Raw genomic sequence first — 16,057 nt, forward strand, 5'->3', positions numbered from 1 at the left:
AAAAAGGCTGCCGCCTTGCGGCAAGCAGCCTTTCTCGGTTAGTACCTGCATCATTGTTGCGCAGGCTTGACCGTCACGAATTGCGAGGAGTCGCCGCGACGCACCAGCAACAACACGGTTTTCTTCGGCTCCAGCTTGGCAACCACCGCATTGAACTGACTGACATTCTTGATATCGGTATTGTTCACGCGCAGCACGATATCGCCGGCGCGCAGTCCCGAACGAGAAGCCGCACCTTCCGACGCTTCGATCAGCACGCCGCCATCGATCTTCAGCGCTTCCAACTGGGCCGCGCTCAGATCAGAAATCGACAGGCCTAATGCATTGGGCTTTTGCGGTGCTTTCTGTTTCTTCTGCGGTGCTGCACCGGCCTCATCCGCTTCCAGTTCGCCGATAGTCAGCGTCAAATCCCGTGTTGCTCCCTTGCGCCAGACGGTCAATGTCGCCTTGGTGCCCGGCTTGGTGCCGCCCACTAGTCGCGGCAGGTCGCTAGAGCGCTCGATGGTCGCGCCGTTGTACTTCAGGATCACGTCACCCACTTCGACGCCGCCCTTTTCCGCAGGGCTGCCTGGCTCGACACGCTGAACCATCGAACCCTCCGTGTGCTTCAAGCCCAGCGATTCGGCCACATCTTTCGTCACTTCGCCGATCTGTACGCCGATACGGCCGCGCGTCACTTTGCCGGTAGCACGCAGCTGATCGGCCACGCGCATTGCTTCGTCGATCGGTACCGCGAACGAAATACCCATGTAGCCACCGGAACGGCTGTAGATCTGCGAATTGATGCCGATCACTTCGCCACGCATATTGATCAGCGGCCCGCCCGAGTTGCCTGGATTGACTGCCACGTCGGTCTGGATCAGCGGCAGGTATTCGCCGGTATCGCGTGCCTTGGCGGAAACGATGCCGGCTGTCACCGTATTGTCGAGCCCGAACGGCGAGCCGATCGCGATCACCCATTCGCCGACACGGATCTTGTCCGAATCGCCCATCGTTAGACGCGGCAGATTACTGCCGTCGATCTTCACGATGGCAACGTCGGTGCGTTTGTCGGCACCGATGATCTTGGCCTTGAATTCGCGCTTGTCGGTCAGCGTTACATACACCTCGTCCGCGCCATCGACGACGTGTGCGTTCGTCATCACATAACCATCAGGCGAGATGATGAAACCGGAGCCCACGCCACGCGGCACTTCCTCTTCTGCTTCCGGTGCAGGCGTCTGCTTGCGACCACGCGGTGACGGCTGCGTCGGCGGAATCGGCACACCGAAGAAACGACGGAAGAATTCCTGCATTTCCTCGTCCTGCGTGATATCGCCGCTCTGACTGATCTTTGCTCGTTCGGTCGTGCGAATGTTGACGACGGCATTACCGGTCTTTTCGACCAGAGCGGCAAAGTCCGGCAAGGCCGCGACCGTTGGCGCCACCACCGCCGGTGCAGAAGCCGCCGGCGGCGCTGCAGTCGCAGTAGCGGATATGAAGAAAGCGCCGGCGATTCCAGCCAGCACCGTGGAAAGTTTTTTCTGAACAGGGATTGTTTTCATACACTTACTTGCCAAAGCAAAGACGGGGTGAGAAAAAATCAGCAGATGAATCAGCCGGGGTATCGGAGGGATATCAGCGGGATTTGAGTTCGATGGAATTGGCAACCTGACGGATTGCCGCAGCCGGCACCTCGCCGACGACCGTCAGCCAGTAATCGCCCTGACGCTTGCCGACGATATTCATTGCGCCCTGCTGCATCGAACCTTCGGTACGGCTTTGCGAACCCGCTTCAATGAAGACGGAAATTGCGGCCAGACCGTCGGAATAAACAATCTGCGACACCTCGCGCTGCGTCGGCGCGGTATTGTCGCCTGTCGTATCCGTAATCAGTCGTTTCATTTCGCGCACTTTCCTGAAGCCCGGCGGCACGCCCTTGACGGACCATGCCGACAGATCGGCATCCTGCATCACGGCATTCTCGACGCGCCAGCCGTGCGTATCCTTGAAACTGGGCTTAGCCTGGTTCGGATCCACATGGCCGATCACGATCTGCGTGAAGGCAATCTGTTCAACCACATTACCCTTGTCGTTCAGCGTCTGCGCCTTCAGCAGCAAACCAGTGTTCTTCTCGGCCCACAGTTTGTAGCCGTAACGCAGATTGTCTTTCGGCTCCAACACGATCGCCTGGCAATCGTGGCCGGCGACGCGTCCCGTCTCGCCCTTCTTCATCTCGTAATGCTGCGCCAGATCATCCGGATTGGCACCGAGGATGGCAGGGAAAACGTCCTTGTTGACGCGCTTCTCTACGCGGATGGATTTGATCTCCGGAACGTAGCAGGCGATCTCTTCGTTGTTGCGTATGTATTCGCGCGGCTTGCCGTCGAGGATTTCCAGTTTTTCCAGTTCGTTTTTGCCGTTCAGGATATGCGTGATGCGCGACGTGCGCACCTGATTGCCCTGCTGATAAACAAAGGTACCCGAGTAATTCAGCTTCTGCGCAGACGACTGAATCTTCTTCAGCCAGGTCTGCGTGTCATGCAAATTGACGTTCGGCTCGGTGCCTTGTGCATGGGATGCAAACGCAATGAAGCTTGAGCAAAGTACGACGAATCTGAAAAATCCCAATGTCTGCCGCATATCAGTTACTTTTCCGAATCAACAGCAAATGTGGCCGAACGGGCGTATTGCGCAGTGCTGTACACAGAAGGAGAAAAACGCTGATGCGCCAGCAGGTATTCGTCGATGCGCGGATCGCGCAGCACTTCGCCTTCCTGGCTGGCGACAGTCACCGTTTCCGGTGCGGCGGATGCCACCACAGGAGCAGGAGCCGATGCCAGCGTCGGTGCTGCATGCTGATTCTGCGTCATCATCTGCGGCACGGTCAGGAAGGCTGCCACAGCGACAGCAGCGGCAGCCATGCCCGGCATCGCAAAACGCCGCAGCGGCGATGCATCCTTTGCCACAGCCACACGCTTGTTGGCCGGCACCATGATGGTCGGCTCGTCTTCCAGACGGGCAAACATGCGTGCATTGAAATCGGCGCTCAAGCGCACGTTCAATTCATCGGAACGCAGCGCGTCACCCGCCTGATGGTAGAGATTCCACGCATCGCGGCCCTCGTCCTGGCGCAAGGCGGCCAGAACGACGTCGAGATGCCCGTTAGGCAACTCGCCATCGGCAAAGGCAGAAATCTGTTCCCGCGTCATATTCGTCGTATTCATCACAACCCCGAAAAAATTAAGGCTACCCCTGTATTTAGCAAAAAAACGCTTCTTTCCGTTTTTACCAACGCTTATCGATTGCCGTGTCCAGCAACGGCCTTAATTTTTCCGAAATCGCTTCGCGCGCACGGAAAATCCGGCTGCGCACCGTGCCGATCGGACACCCCATCGACTCGGCGATTTCGTCGTAGCTCAACCCTTCGATTTCGCGCAGGGTTATCGCCATTCGCAACTCTTCCGGCAGTTCGTCCATCGCAACGTTCAGCGTCTGGGCGATTTGCTTGGTTGCCAACAGCGACTCTGGCGTGTTGATATCTCTTAGGTGGTCGCCATCGTCAAAAGTTTCGGCTTCCTCGACATCGGCCTCGGTCGATGTCGGCGCCCTGCGCCCCTGCGTCACCAGGTAGTTTTTCGCCGTGTTGATTCCGATCCGGTACAGCCACGTATAGAACGCGGAATCGCCGCGAAACTGAGGCAACGCACGATAGGCCTTGATGAACGCCTCCTGCACGACATCCTCGGCCTCCGCCTGGTCGCGTACGAGCCGCGACACCAGCCGCATCAGTTTTCGTTGGTACTTGATCACCAACAGCTCGAAAGCCTTTTTGTCGCCGCGTTGCACTCGCTCGACGAGTTGCTGATCAATATCGCGTTCTGTCGTCAAATCCCCGTTCCCTTGTTATGTCGCAACACGCACGCGCTCGTGCTGTTGACTGGGCGAAACACGATTAGTTCAAATATCCTGCGCAATTCCCTCACGGCGCTCGCTATCCGGTCCACGCATCGCAATCCAGCGACATGCCACCAGCAGTCGGCGAAACCCATCCGAGGACACAGAATCCGGCAGCACGATCACCATTTCCGTATGCTGCTTGGCATTCTGCAAATGCAAGATTAACAAAACTGGCCACAACACGGACGCCGGCAGCAGCCTGACTGAATCGGCTTGCGTATCGCCGACGGACAAGCGTATCTGCCCTGTTCCCGAGACATGAATTGCATAGGACTTGCGTTTTCTCTCGCTGCGAAAGGCCTGGATGGCCGCCAGCAGACAAATTCCTGCGGCAACGATCCGAAGGACCGGCGATGAATCGCCCACGAGACCCAGGCCGGCAATCGTGCCCGCACACAGCGTTGCAATACACATGACCATTGTCATCAAAGACAATAGTCTGGAGGGTTGCACCACGGTGCTGACCGCGATCGACATGGGGATAAAGTGAAAAATCCGATTGCCCTTGCGAGCAATCGGATTTCGATCAGACCTTGCCGAAGATCAGCGTACCGTTTGTACCGCCGAATCCGAAGTTATTCTTCATCGCGTACTGGATCGGCATCTCGCGCGCCGCGTTGGCGCAGTAGTCAAGATCGCACTCGGGATCCTGGTTGAAGATGTTGATCGTCGGAGGCGAAATCTGATGATGCACGGCCAGAACGGTGAACACCGATTCGAGCCCGCCGGCACCGCCAAGCAAGTGACCGGTCATCGACTTCGTCGAATTGACGGTCAGCTTCTTCGCATGTGCGCCAAAGGCCGCTTTCACTGCATCGGATTCATTCTTGTCGCCAAGCGGCGTCGACGTGCCATGCGCATTGAGGTATTGCACCTGGTCTGCGGAAATTTCCGCATTCTTCAATGCATTGACCATGCTGCGGCGCGGGCCGTCCATGTTCGGTGCGGTAATGTGATACGCATCCGCGCTCATGCCAAAGCCGACCAGCTCCGCATAAATCTTCGCACCACGCGCCTTCGCCGCTTCGTACTCTTCGAGCACCATCACGCCGGCACCTTCGCCGAGGACGAAACCGTCACGGTCCTTGTCCCACGGACGTGATGCCGTTGCCGGATCATCATTGCGGGAGGACAGCGCACGCGCCGCCGCAAAACCGCCCAGACCCAGCGGAGAGATTGTGGATTCTGCGCCGCCTGCAATCATCACATCCGCATCGCCGTATTCGATCATGCGCGCAGCTGTACCGATTGCGTGCAAGCCGGTAGTACAAGCCGTCACGACGGAAATATTGGGGCCTTTCAGGCCGTAATGAATCGACAGATGGCCGGAAATCATGTTGATGATCGATGCCGGCACGAAGAACGGACTGATGCGGCGCGGGCCGCGATTGGTCAGTTCGGCATGCGTATCTTCGATCATCGGCAAGCCGCCGATACCGGAACCGACGATGACGCCGATACGTTCGGCATTTTCGTCCGTCACCTGCAGGCCGCTGTCCTGCATCGCCTGCATGCCAGCTGCCACGCCGTAATGGATGAAGGTATCCATGTGGCGCGCTTCCTTACCGGGAATGTAATCCTCGATATTGAAGTTCTTCACTTCCCCAGCAAAATGCGTGCTGAAGGGGGTCGCATCGAATTTGGTGATGGTGGCGATGCCGGATTGGCCTGCCGTGATGGCTTTCCATGTATCCGCAACATTGTTGCCGACGGGTGAAACACAACCAAGACCAGTTACGACGACACGACGTTTACTAGAGCGGCTCAAGCAATTCTCCTGGAGTCGTTCAAATTCAAGACAAGCTTACGCTTTGACGTTCGCTTTGGCGTAGTCGATTGCCTGCTGCACTGTGGTGATTTTTTCAGCTTGCTCGTCAGGGATTTCCATTTCGAATTCGTCTTCGAGCGCCATCACGAGCTCAACGGTATCGAGCGAGTCTGCACCCAGATCATCGACAAACGACGATTCGGTTTTGATGTCTGCTTCTGCGACGCCCAGTTGTTCAGCGACGATTTTCTTAACGCGTTGTTCGATATCCGACATGTTTAACTCCAATGAGTGGTTACAGAAAGTGCGCGCATTTTAGCAGGTTTGCGCACCGATAAATTACTTTTGGCTTTTGTCATCGAGAAAGTCGATTCTGCAGCTAAAAGTGCCTAACTTACATATACATGCCGCCATTGACGTGCAGCGTCGTGCCAGTAATATAGCCGGCCTGCGGTGAGGCGAGGAAGCCCACGGCAGCAGCAATGTCTTCCGGCTGGCCGAGGCGGCCAAGCGGAATCTGCTGTTTAAGCGCCGTGGTTTGCTCTTCGCCGAGTACTTTCGTCATATCCGTATCGATGAAGCCCGGAGCGACGCAGTTCACGGTAATGTTACGGCTGCCGATTTCACGCGCCAATGCGCGCGTCATGCCGGCCACACCGGCCTTTGCCGCGGCGTAATTCATCTGGCCCGGATTGCCGGAGGAGCCGACCACCGACGTGATGTTGATGATACGTCCGTTGCGCGCCTTCATCATGCCGCGCAGCACGGCGCGCGACAAACGGCCGACCGCCGTCAGGTTGGTCGCGATCACGTTGTCCCACTCTTCATCCTTCATGCGCATCGCCAGTTGATCCTGTGTGATGCCTGCATTGTTGACGAGAATCGTGACGGCGCCGAACTCCTTCTGGATTTCGTCGATCAGTTCGACGGAGCGCGTCGCATCGTTGACATCAAGCACGATGCCCTTGCCGCCTTCGCCCAGATATTCGGAGATCACCGCAGCGCCGGCTTCCGACGTTGCCGTGCCGACGACTTTTGCGCCCTGCTTTGCCAGTTCCTGCGCAATCGCGCGTCCGATACCGCGCGATGCGCCGGTTACCAGTGCAACCTGGCCTGCCAGTTGAGTATTCGTCATTTCAAAAGCTCCAAAACGGCATCCAAGGATGCCTGATCCACAATCGCATGTCCGACGACATCGCCGTTGATTCGCTTGGTCAAGCCGGCCAGCACCTTGCCCGGACCACATTCGACGAGATCGGTCACGCCGTCCGCCGCCATCTTCTGCACCGTTTCGACCCAGCGTACCGGATTGGCCGCCTGACGTACCAGCGCATCCTTGATGCCGTCCACGTCATTGACGATGGCGACATCGACGTTGTTGATCAGCGGAATCTGCGGCGCATTGAACGCCAGCGGCGCCAGATATTCGCGCAAGCGGTCCGACGCCGGCTTCAGCAGCGACGAATGGAAAGGCGCGGAGACCGGCAGCGGCAATGCGCGCTTGGCGCCCTTGGCCTTGGCCGCTTCGCAGGCACGCTCGATCGCTGCCTTGTGGCCGGCGATCACGACTTGCGCCGGCGCGTTGAAATTGACTGCCTCGACCACTTCGCCCTGCGCCGCTTCCTGGCAGGCTGCCAACACGTCGGCATCGGACAGTCCCAGAATTGCCGCCATGCCGCCCTGACCGACCGGTACGGCTTCCTGCATCGCCTTGGCACGGAAACGCACCAGCGGCACCGCATCCTTGAACGGAATCACGCCAGCCGCAACCAGCGCCGAATATTCGCCCAGGCTGTGACCAGCCACCACCGCCGGCACCTTGCCGCCTGCCGCGATCCACGCGCGATACATCGCCACCGCTGCCGTCAGCATGACAGGCTGCGTGTTGGTGGTCAGGTCGAGATCTTCCTTCGGGCCTTCGGCGATCAGTTTCGCCAGATCGAATTGCAATGCATCGGATGCTTCGGCCAGCGTCTGCTGCACGACCGCGTTGTCGGCAAAACCGTTCAGCATGCCGATGGCTTGCGAGCCTTGCCCGGGGAAAACGAATGCGAATTTGCTCATGTTCTTATCTGCTTCCGGAAATCAATCAATTACATGCGCGCCAGAACCGCGCCCCACGTGAACCCGCCGCCGACGCCTTCCATCATGACGTTCTGGCCCGGCTTGATACGGCCGTCGCGCACGCCAGTATCCAACGCCAGCGGAATCGATGCAGCCGACGTATTGCCGTGCTGGTCGACGGTGACGATCATCTTGTCCATGCCGAGGCCCAGCTTCTTCGCCGTGCCCTGCATGATGCGGATGTTGGCCTGATGCGGCACGATCCAGTCGATTTCGGACGCATCCATCTTCGCCTGTTGCAGTGCCTCGTTGGCCACTTTGTCGAGCAGGCCGACTGCCAGTTTGAAGACGGCCTGGCCATCCATGTACATGAACGCGTTGCCTTCGATCGCACCGTTGCTGATGCGGCCCGGGCCGCACAGGATGTCGCCATAATTGCCGTTCGCATGCAGGCGGGTCGCCAGCACGCCCGGCTCGTTCGACGCCGTCATCACCACCGCGCCGGCACCGTCGCCGAACAGTACGCAGGTCGTGCGATCGTTGAAATCGATGATGCGCGAAAACACTTCGGCACCGATCACCAGCACGTTCTTGTGGGAGCCGGCCTTGATGAAATTGTCGGCAGTCGAGACTGCGTAAACAAAACCGCTGCAGACCGCCTGCACGTCAACCGCGGCGCATTCGTTGGTGATGCCCAGCTTGCGCTGCACGACACAGGCCGTGCTCGGAAAACCGCCGAAGAAATCCGGCGTCGACGTCGCCAGGATGATCAGGTCGATATCGTTCGGCGCCAGTTTCGCCATGTCGAGTGCACGCTTCGCGGCTTCGACCGCCAGATCGCTCGACTGCATGTCGGGATCGGCGTAATGACGTGCAGAAATTCCGCTACGCGAGACGATCCATTCGTCCGAGGTTTCAACACCTTTGGCAGCCAGTTCTTCGGCCAATGCCTGATTCGTGACGCGACGGGGTGGCAGATAACTCCCCGTGCCGATGATTTTGCTGTAGAGACTCATGCGGTTTTCTGTTCCGTGTTTTTTTCTGTATTGGTCGGGACGTCGGCGGAAGAAGATTGCGGCATCAAGTCGGCGATCTTCGTCGAAATGCGCGACAGCAGATCGTTGTTCGCGGCATCGAAAGCGCGCCGGATTGCCCATTGATATCCATATGCATCGGCACCGCCGTGGCTTTTGAATACCAGCCCACGCAGGCCCAGCAGGCTGCCGCCGTTGTAGCGCGATGGATTCAAACGTTGCGAGATGGCTTTCAGCGCAGCACGCGCGATCAGCGCGCCCAGCATGTTGAGCGGCGTGCGCTTGAATTCGGTGGTCAGCACGCTCTTGACGAAACGGCCCAGACCTTCCGATGTCTTCAGCGTGACGTTGCCGACGAAACCGTCGCAGACGACGATGTCGGTCGTACCCTTGAAGATATCGTCGCCTTCGACGTTGCCGTAGAAGTTCAGCGTGCCCTTTTCGTGATCGGCGCGCAGCAGCACCGCCGTCTGCTTGACGACGTCATTACCCTTGATATCTTCCTCGCCGACATTCAGCAGGCCGACCGTCGGCCGATCTTTGCCTTCCATTGCCGACACCAGCGCCGAACCCATCAACGCGAACTGATGCAGATGCTGCGGTTCGCAATCGACGTTGGCACCCAGATCCAGCATGTAGGTCGGGCCGTCCTTCTGATTGGGGAGAATGCTGCAGATCGCCGGGCGATCGACGCCGGGGATGGTCTTGAGCACGTAGCGGGAAATCGCCATCAGCGCGCCGGTATTGCCGGCGGAAACGCAGGCATGTGCCTGACCTTCCTTGATCAGGTTGATCGCGACGCGCATCGAAGAATCACGCTTGCGGCGCAGTGCCGTTTCCAGCGTGTCATCCATCTCGACGATGTCTGCCGCATGGACGACGGAAAGGCGCGGATGCTCTGCAGCCTTGCGTTTCTTCAACTCCGCCAGAAGCACCGCTTCCTGGCCGACGAGGATAAGCTCCGCTTCCGGCTCGCTTTCGACGAAGGAAATGGCTGCAGGAATGGTAACCGCCGGGCCGTGATCTCCGCCCATGCAGTCTATGGATATTTTGATTGTCATTGGCTTGATTCAGTGCCTCGGTCCGGCCACATTATGCGGCAGGTTCGGCTTGATTCAAAATGACGCGACGCGCTTGGTGTGCATATGAAAAAACGGCGCAAAGTCATGACTCAACGCGCCGCTTTCTTCGCCTGAACGGGAATGGATTATTCGTCGTTTTTGGTCTTCAGGACTTTACGACCACGGTAGAAGCCGTTCGGGCTGATGTGGTGACGCAGATGCGTTTCACCGGTGGTCTGCTCGGTGCTCAGTTGCGGAGCAACCAGGAAGTCGTGCGAACGGTGCATGCCGCGCTTCGACGGGGACTTTTTATTCTGTTGGACAGCCATGATAACTACTCCTAAACCTTAAGTTTGAAAATTCTAACACATCCGTTTTGCGTCACTGCGCAAAACAACCATTTCTGTTGCTGAAATTCTTCCCTGCGATATTGCTTACTGCTTCAGGCCCTTCAGAACGTCGAAAGGCGATGGCTTGCGCACGTTACCTGCAGCGTCCTGCATTGCGCCATCCGGGCAGACCTCATGCCTGGACGACAGCGGCAATGACAACAAGGCCTCGTCTTCCACCAGATCAAGGATATTCATCGACTTCGCGCCGACGATCACATCGATCGACTCATCGTCCAGCAACTCCTCGATCTCGTCCGCCTGTTCCTCATCCCTGGCCAGCACCAGCACCTGCTCCGACGCGATTTCGTGCTCCAGTGCCGTCATGCAACGTTGGCAGACCAATCGCACCTTGCCGGCGACCGTCATCGTCAATTGAGGATGGCCGAAACTGTTCGTCCCGCCCTGCAGCGTCCAATGCAGCGACGCATTTGCATCGATGCATTCGGCTACCAATCGAGGCAGATCGGCAACAGAAACCTCGCCCTCGCGCCGCTCACCAAGCCGGCAGAATTCGAAAACGTCGATGGCAAAAGCGGTCATGGCTGCTGGCCGAATCCAGAAAACCTGCGATAATAACAGGCTTTTTCCTTATTCGTCAAAGCGTTAGCGCGTCTTTGTTGAGCGCTCATTCAAATAAACGTCAAAAATGCCTTCGCCCCTCCGCCAGCCACGTCTGATCCTCGGTTCCAGCTCGGTTTACCGCCGCGAATTGCTGTCCCGCCTGCGCATTCCGTTCGACGTCATGACGCCGGATATCGACGAAACGCCACAACCGAGGGAATCTCCGGAGGCTACTGCCCTACGATTGGCAAAAGAGAAAGCCGCAACGATCGCGAACAGAGTACCGGATGCGCTGGTCATCGGCTCCGATCAGGTCGCCACGCTGGATAGTGAACAAATCGGCAAGCCCGGCACGCATGACAAGGCATTGCAACAATTACAAAAAATGCGCGGTCGCACTGTTGTCTTTCATACAGCGCTGTGCCTGTTCGACGGCCGCGACGGTATCGCATCGCCGCAACACCAACTGGAAAACGTCCGCACCAGCGTCACCTTCCGCAACCTGCCCGATCACGAGCTCGACGCCTACCTGCGCATCGAGCAACCCTACGATTGTGCCGGCAGCGCCAAGAACGAAGGCCTGGGCATCGCACTGATCGAACGCATAGACAGCAGCGACCCGACTGCACTGACCGGCCTGCCGCTGATTGCCCTGACCACCATGCTGCGCCGCGCCGGCGTGGAATTTTTCAACACATAAAATAGCTATGCCGGGCACGCTCTATCTCATTCCCAATACGCTGGGCCAGCAGGCCGAAGCCGTCGATCCGCTAGCGCACATCATTCCTGCCCAAGTTCAACGCATCACGGCGCAACTCGACTATTTCATCGCCGAGAATGCCAAGACCACGCGCGCTTTCCTGAAGCTGGTCAACGCACAAATTCCTCTGGCAAAGCCGCTGCAGGAAATTCGCATTGCCGAACTCGACGTCAACACACAGGCAGCCGTCCTGCCCGCCTTGCTCGAACCGCTGCTGGCGGGACAGGATGCCGGCCTGATTTCGGAAGCCGGCGTACCCGCCGTTGCCGATCCCGGCGCCAATCTGGTACGGCTCGCGCACGCGCGCGGCATTCGCGTACAGCCGCTGGTTGGACCGTCATCACTGCTGCTGGCCGTGATGGCCAGCGGCCTGAGCGGACAGAACTTTGCCTTCAACGGCTACCTGCCGATCGATGCCACCGCACGCACGAAACGCATTCGCCAATTGGAAGAACGCTCGCGAACCGAAAAACAGACGCAATTCTTCATCGAGACGCCGTACCGCAACGCCGGCATGTTGGAAGCATTGATCGATGCCTGCCGTCCCGATACGCTGATCAGCATCGCAACCGATCTGACATTGCCATCGGAAACGATACGCACGCAATCCGCTGCGCAATGGAAGAAGCAGTTGGCAACTGGCGGCATGCCGGATTTCCACAAGAAGCCGACGGTCTTCCTTTTGCTCGCCGAGTAAAGAAAAGAAAATGAAAACGGCGCGCCGTTCAAGGCGCGCCGCAAAGATGATGCAAAGCGGCGATGTTTCATCGCCGCTTTGCCTGCCTTCCTAGAAGGCATCGGGATGGGCCATGAGACCCGTGCGTTATCGTAGAAATGCGAGCGATTGCAATCCACTGATTGCCGACGTTGTTGCATTCACATCGTGTGATGTGGATAACGCGCTCTCAATATAGTCAATCACTTCGAAACTGCAAGACGATTTTCACAGACGTCGCCGATTTTTTTCGACGACGTCTTGCACGAGATCATCAACGGAGATTCGGCATCCATTGCTCTGTGAATGCCTTCACTGCAGAAGCACCGGCAGCTGCACCGAATTTCCGCAGTACACGATCCGACAAGCCTTCCCGTTGCGTGTAATCAACGACATTGGTCGATTTCAACTGTTCGCGCGCCACGCTTTCCACCGTGCCGAAACCGTCCGCCAGTCCCAGGTCCACCGATTTCGCGCCGCTCCAGACAAGACCGGAGAAAGTCTCCGGCATTTCTTTCAGGCGCGCGCCGCGTCCCTTGCGCACAACGTCGATGAATTGCTGATGAATTTCATCCAGCATGTTCTGCGCATACAGTTTTTGTTTTTCGGATTGCGGGCTGAACGGATCGAGGAAACCCTTGTTTTCGCCCGCCGTCAGCAAGCGGCGTTCGACACCAAGCTTTTCCATGGCGCCGGTGAAACCGAAGCCGTCCATCAACACACCGATCGAACCGACGATGCTCGCCTTGTTCACGTAAATGCGATCAGCCGCAGCCGCAATGTAATAGCCGCCCGACGCGCAGATATCGGTGACAACCACATACAACGGCTTCTTCGGATATTTGGCACGCAGACGCGTCATCTCGTCGTTGATGATGCCGGCCTGCACCGGACTGCCGCCGGGGCTATTGATCTGCATGATGACGCCGACCGTGCCCGGATCTTCATACGCCTTGTTCAATGCGGAGACCACGGCCTCGGCGTCGACGGCCCCCTTGGCCTCGATCGTGCCGTCGAGCTTGATCAATGCCGTATGCGGCCCGACGTTTTCCATTTCCGAAACAGACGATCCCAGCACCAGCCACAGACCGAAGCCGATCACTGCCAGCGTCGCCAGCTTGAAGAAGATGCTCCAGCGACGGCGTGCGCGCTGCTCTTTCAATGTGGCAAATGCCAGTTTCTCCAGCACTTCCCTTTCCCAGCCGTCCTTTTTCTGCGCGGCCGATGCCTGCCAGGCGGGTGGCTGGCTGCCTTGATCGTTGTCGTTGCTCATGATCTCACTCGATGGGTTTCCGCTGTGCATACACATGCGGGTCTGGCATATTCGTCGGGCTGCCAGAATACCCGATTATCCTTTTCCGCAATGTGAATACATCGCGGATCGCAACCATTACAAATACACCTGCACCACGCCGATCTGTTCCATCGCCATGACATCGCCTTCAGGCTTGCTCATTCAGCCAGGCATGCAGTTCCGTCACGGAATTGGCGGCAAACAACGGCTGCAGCGCCTGCAGATCGGCCGGCGTATGCGCACCGTAATGCACCGCAATGCCCGCTGCACCGGCATTACGCGCCAGCAGCAGATCGTGCGTGGTGTCGCCGATCATCACCGTACGCTGCATGTCCTGCCCCAATTCGCGCGTCAGTTCTTCCAGCATTGCCGGATGCGGCTTGGAAAAGGTTTCGTCGGCGCAGCGCGTCGCATCGAAACGCGCTTCCAGACCCGCAACCTTCAATGCGCGGTTCAGGCCGACGCGGCTCTTGCCGGTTGCCACGCCGAGGAAATATCCCTGATTCGATAAATCTTCCAGCATCTCGTGCACACCATCGAACAGCGTCAACCCGCCATCCTGCGCCAGGTAGTGGTAACGGTAACGCTCGACAATACGCGGATAGTATTTGGGATCGACGTCAGGAATCGCCACCTCCATTGCGCTCTGCAGGCTCAGCCCGATCACGTGTGCTGCCGCCCTTTCGTCGGGAACCGGCAGACCCAGATCGCGCGCGGCGGCCTGGATGCAATGGACGATGGTCGCCGTGCTGTCCATCAACGTACCGTCCCAGTCGAAAACGATGAAATCAAATTGCTTTCTTGCCATGTCACCAGCGGCCGATACCGCCTGCTCCTTGTTCAGTCATGCACCCGACGTCTCTCTGAGGCCCTTTAGGAAACGTGCGCATTCCGGCGGCATCGGTGCCTCCAGCGTCATTTGCTTGCCCGTTTCAGGATGAATAAAAGTGATTTGGTGTGCATGCAGAAACATGCGCTTCAAGGCCGGACGTTCGCCTTCGGTTTTCTGCAACGCGCGATTGAGTGCGAAGTCGCCGTACTTGTCGTCGCCCGCGATCGGAAAACCACTGGACGCCAAGTGCACACGGATCTGGTGCGTACGGCCTGTCTTCAGTTCCGCTTCCAGCAAGGCAAACTCTTCGTACTTCCGTACCAGATTGAAGACCGTGTGCGAAGGCATGCCGTCCGCCTGCACGCGCACACGGCGCTCGCCGTCCGGCGTCGAATATTTATGCAATGGCAACTTGACGTGCTGGCGATTGTTCTTCCAGTCTCCATGCACCAGCGTCCAGTAACGCTTGTCTGGTTCGCCGCCGCGAATCTGTTCATGCAAATTTATTAATGCCGAACGTTTCTTTGCGAGCAGCAAAACGCCGGATGTTTCACGATCCAGGCGATGAACCAACTCCAGGAATTTGGCATCCGGCCGTGCCGCTCGCAGTTGCTCGATCACACCATAGCTGACGCCAGAACCGCCATGCACGGCCACGCCAGCCGGCTTGTCGATGACCAGCAGATGCGCGTCTTCAAACAGGATATGGAATTCGGCACCGGGAACACCGGTTGTTGTCTTTTCCGCCACGCGAACCGGTGGCACGCGAACAATATCGCCTTCGGTCAGTCGATAGGTTTGATCAATGCGACCTTTGTTGACACGCACCTCGCCCGAACGCAGCACACGATAAATATGGCTTTTCGGCACGCCCTTGCAGATGCGAAGCAGGAAATTGTCGATACGCTGACCGGCTTCCTCCTCGGAAATCGTCAGCAGTTGAACCTGTGCAAAAGACGAGGAAGCGACCTGTGCGGACCGGGTGGGCGCGGGCTTTTCAGGCCCTTTCCCGGAAAATCTCGCTAAGTCCTTCATTTTGAATATATAATCAGTTCGCAATGGCTACCAAGCCATTGCAGTGTAAGAATAAAAAACACATTCTACACAGGGGCCTCTCCATCGGCCTCGCCAATTTCGCAAATTTGATGGAAAAGATGTGTATGCACCGCGCTTGTGCGAATCAGGGTTGCACCGTTGTTGCAATCGGATAACGCGCAAGAGTGTTGGTCAGGATGTCTGGATTGTTAGGATAAAAGTCCGGCAAGCTCGCCGAATACCGGAAGCTTGCTGGTTGATGCAGCAGAACCGTTTTGCCGATTGCCCTTACTTAGTATGGTCAGAACCATTTGCCCACCAAACGCCGTCGTTGCGCTCGATTCGTTCGAAGCGCCCGATGTCGATCGGGTGCGCATCCGGCAACCGCTTCTCCGCATCCGCGCCCCGTTGTGACGACAGCGCATCGCGCTGAGTCTCACACATCAAGGCAATTTCCCTCCCCCAGCCCTCCCGTCCCGCATACACCCCTGTACTTATCGCTGTTGCATGGCACATGCGCCGTCAACGATGAAGAACGTGCTTGTCCGCAGTTGCTGCGGAAACGATAGCGAGAGGCTATCGATTTCCGCAGGCCGGAAGCA

Annotated in this window: 18 protein-coding genes; 2 read left to right on the plus strand and 16 right to left on the minus strand. The window is 57.7% G+C overall.

Annotated features, from left to right (window positions below):
* Positions 1–50: 50 nt before the first annotated feature.
* From IEV40_RS01500 to IEV40_RS01560, 13 genes are all read right to left on the minus strand, one after another.
* Positions 51–1,544 carry a DegQ family serine endoprotease gene (locus IEV40_RS01500; protein WP_188419199.1) on the minus strand — a complete coding sequence of 498 codons (1,494 nt, stop codon included), beginning with the start codon at positions 1,542–1,544 and terminating at the stop codon, positions 51–53.
* A gap of 73 nt (positions 1,545–1,617) precedes the next feature.
* Positions 1,618–2,622, minus strand: a complete 1,005-nt coding sequence (locus IEV40_RS01505) for a MucB/RseB C-terminal domain-containing protein (RefSeq protein ID WP_188419200.1) — start codon at positions 2,620–2,622, stop codon at positions 1,618–1,620.
* A 5-nt stretch (positions 2,623–2,627) separates the two neighbouring features.
* Entirely contained in the window at positions 2,628–3,206 is a 579-nt protein-coding gene (locus IEV40_RS01510; RefSeq protein WP_188419201.1) for a sigma-E factor negative regulatory protein, read from the minus strand.
* 61 nt (positions 3,207–3,267) lie between these two features.
* Positions 3,268–3,870, minus strand: coding sequence for an RNA polymerase sigma factor RpoE (rpoE, locus tag IEV40_RS01515; protein WP_188419202.1), 603 nt, complete (start codon positions 3,868–3,870; stop codon positions 3,268–3,270).
* 69 nt (positions 3,871–3,939) lie between these two features.
* Positions 3,940–4,416: a protein YgfX gene (locus tag IEV40_RS01520; protein WP_188419203.1), complete on the minus strand. Its 477-nt coding sequence runs from the start codon at positions 4,414–4,416 to the stop codon at positions 3,940–3,942.
* A 49-nt stretch (positions 4,417–4,465) separates the two neighbouring features.
* Positions 4,466–5,707 (minus strand): beta-ketoacyl-ACP synthase II, encoded by a 1,242-nt coding sequence (fabF, locus tag IEV40_RS01525; RefSeq protein WP_188419204.1) that lies wholly within the window; start codon positions 5,705–5,707, stop codon positions 4,466–4,468.
* A 36-nt stretch (positions 5,708–5,743) separates the two neighbouring features.
* Positions 5,744–5,983 carry an acyl carrier protein gene (gene acpP / locus IEV40_RS01530; protein WP_188419205.1) on the minus strand — a complete coding sequence of 80 codons (240 nt, stop codon included), beginning with the start codon at positions 5,981–5,983 and terminating at the stop codon, positions 5,744–5,746.
* Positions 5,984–6,101: 118 nt separating this feature from the next.
* Complete coding sequence (gene fabG / locus IEV40_RS01535; RefSeq protein ID WP_188419206.1) at positions 6,102–6,842, minus strand: 3-oxoacyl-ACP reductase FabG; 741 nt, start codon at positions 6,840–6,842, stop codon at positions 6,102–6,104.
* The gene (fabD, locus tag IEV40_RS01540; protein ID WP_188419207.1) at positions 6,839–7,771 is read right to left on the minus strand and encodes an ACP S-malonyltransferase; all 933 of its coding nucleotides are present in this window, start codon (positions 7,769–7,771) and stop codon (positions 6,839–6,841) included. The genes fabG and fabD overlap by 4 nt, the downstream gene beginning before the upstream one ends.
* Before the next feature lie 29 nt (positions 7,772–7,800).
* A complete protein-coding gene (locus IEV40_RS01545; protein ID WP_188419208.1) occupies positions 7,801–8,787 on the minus strand; it encodes a beta-ketoacyl-ACP synthase III in 987 nt (328 codons plus the stop codon).
* Entirely contained in the window at positions 8,784–9,866 is a 1,083-nt protein-coding gene (plsX, locus tag IEV40_RS01550) for a phosphate acyltransferase PlsX (protein WP_188419209.1), read from the minus strand. Before plsX ends, IEV40_RS01545 begins: the two co-directional genes overlap by 4 nt.
* A 146-nt stretch (positions 9,867–10,012) precedes the next feature.
* Positions 10,013–10,195: a 50S ribosomal protein L32 gene (gene rpmF, locus IEV40_RS01555; RefSeq protein ID WP_188419210.1), complete on the minus strand. Its 183-nt coding sequence runs from the start codon at positions 10,193–10,195 to the stop codon at positions 10,013–10,015.
* 105 nt (positions 10,196–10,300) lie between these two features.
* Positions 10,301–10,798 carry a YceD family protein gene (locus IEV40_RS01560; RefSeq protein WP_188419211.1) on the minus strand — a complete coding sequence of 166 codons (498 nt, stop codon included), beginning with the start codon at positions 10,796–10,798 and terminating at the stop codon, positions 10,301–10,303.
* A 106-nt stretch (positions 10,799–10,904) separates the two neighbouring features.
* Between IEV40_RS01560 and IEV40_RS01565 the strand changes: the two genes are divergently transcribed.
* Together IEV40_RS01565 and IEV40_RS01570 are read left to right on the plus strand one after the other, a co-directional pair.
* The gene (locus IEV40_RS01565; RefSeq protein ID WP_188419212.1) at positions 10,905–11,519 is read left to right on the plus strand and encodes a Maf-like protein; all 615 of its coding nucleotides are present in this window, start codon (positions 10,905–10,907) and stop codon (positions 11,517–11,519) included.
* Between the two features lie 7 nt (positions 11,520–11,526).
* A complete protein-coding gene (locus IEV40_RS01570) occupies positions 11,527–12,276 on the plus strand; it encodes an SAM-dependent methyltransferase (RefSeq protein WP_188419213.1) in 750 nt (249 codons plus the stop codon).
* Between the two features lie 292 nt (positions 12,277–12,568).
* On the opposite strand, the gene IEV40_RS01575 is transcribed toward IEV40_RS01570, so the two are convergent.
* From IEV40_RS01575 to rluC, 3 genes are all read right to left on the minus strand, one after another.
* Positions 12,569–13,567, minus strand: a complete 999-nt coding sequence (locus IEV40_RS01575) for a S49 family peptidase (protein ID WP_188419214.1) — start codon at positions 13,565–13,567, stop codon at positions 12,569–12,571.
* Between the two features lie 169 nt (positions 13,568–13,736).
* On the minus strand, positions 13,737–14,396 hold the full coding sequence (locus IEV40_RS01580; RefSeq protein WP_188419215.1) for an HAD-IIIA family hydrolase: 660 nt from the start codon (positions 14,394–14,396) through the stop codon (positions 13,737–13,739).
* 36 nt (positions 14,397–14,432) lie between these two features.
* Entirely contained in the window at positions 14,433–15,455 is a 1,023-nt protein-coding gene (gene rluC, locus IEV40_RS01585) for a 23S rRNA pseudouridine(955/2504/2580) synthase RluC (protein ID WP_188419216.1), read from the minus strand.
* Between the last annotated feature and the right edge of the window lie 602 nt (positions 15,456–16,057).

The organism is Oxalicibacterium solurbis, from assembly GCF_014635845.1.
GTDB lineage: Bacteria > Pseudomonadota > Gammaproteobacteria > Burkholderiales > Burkholderiaceae_D > Oxalicibacterium > Oxalicibacterium solurbis.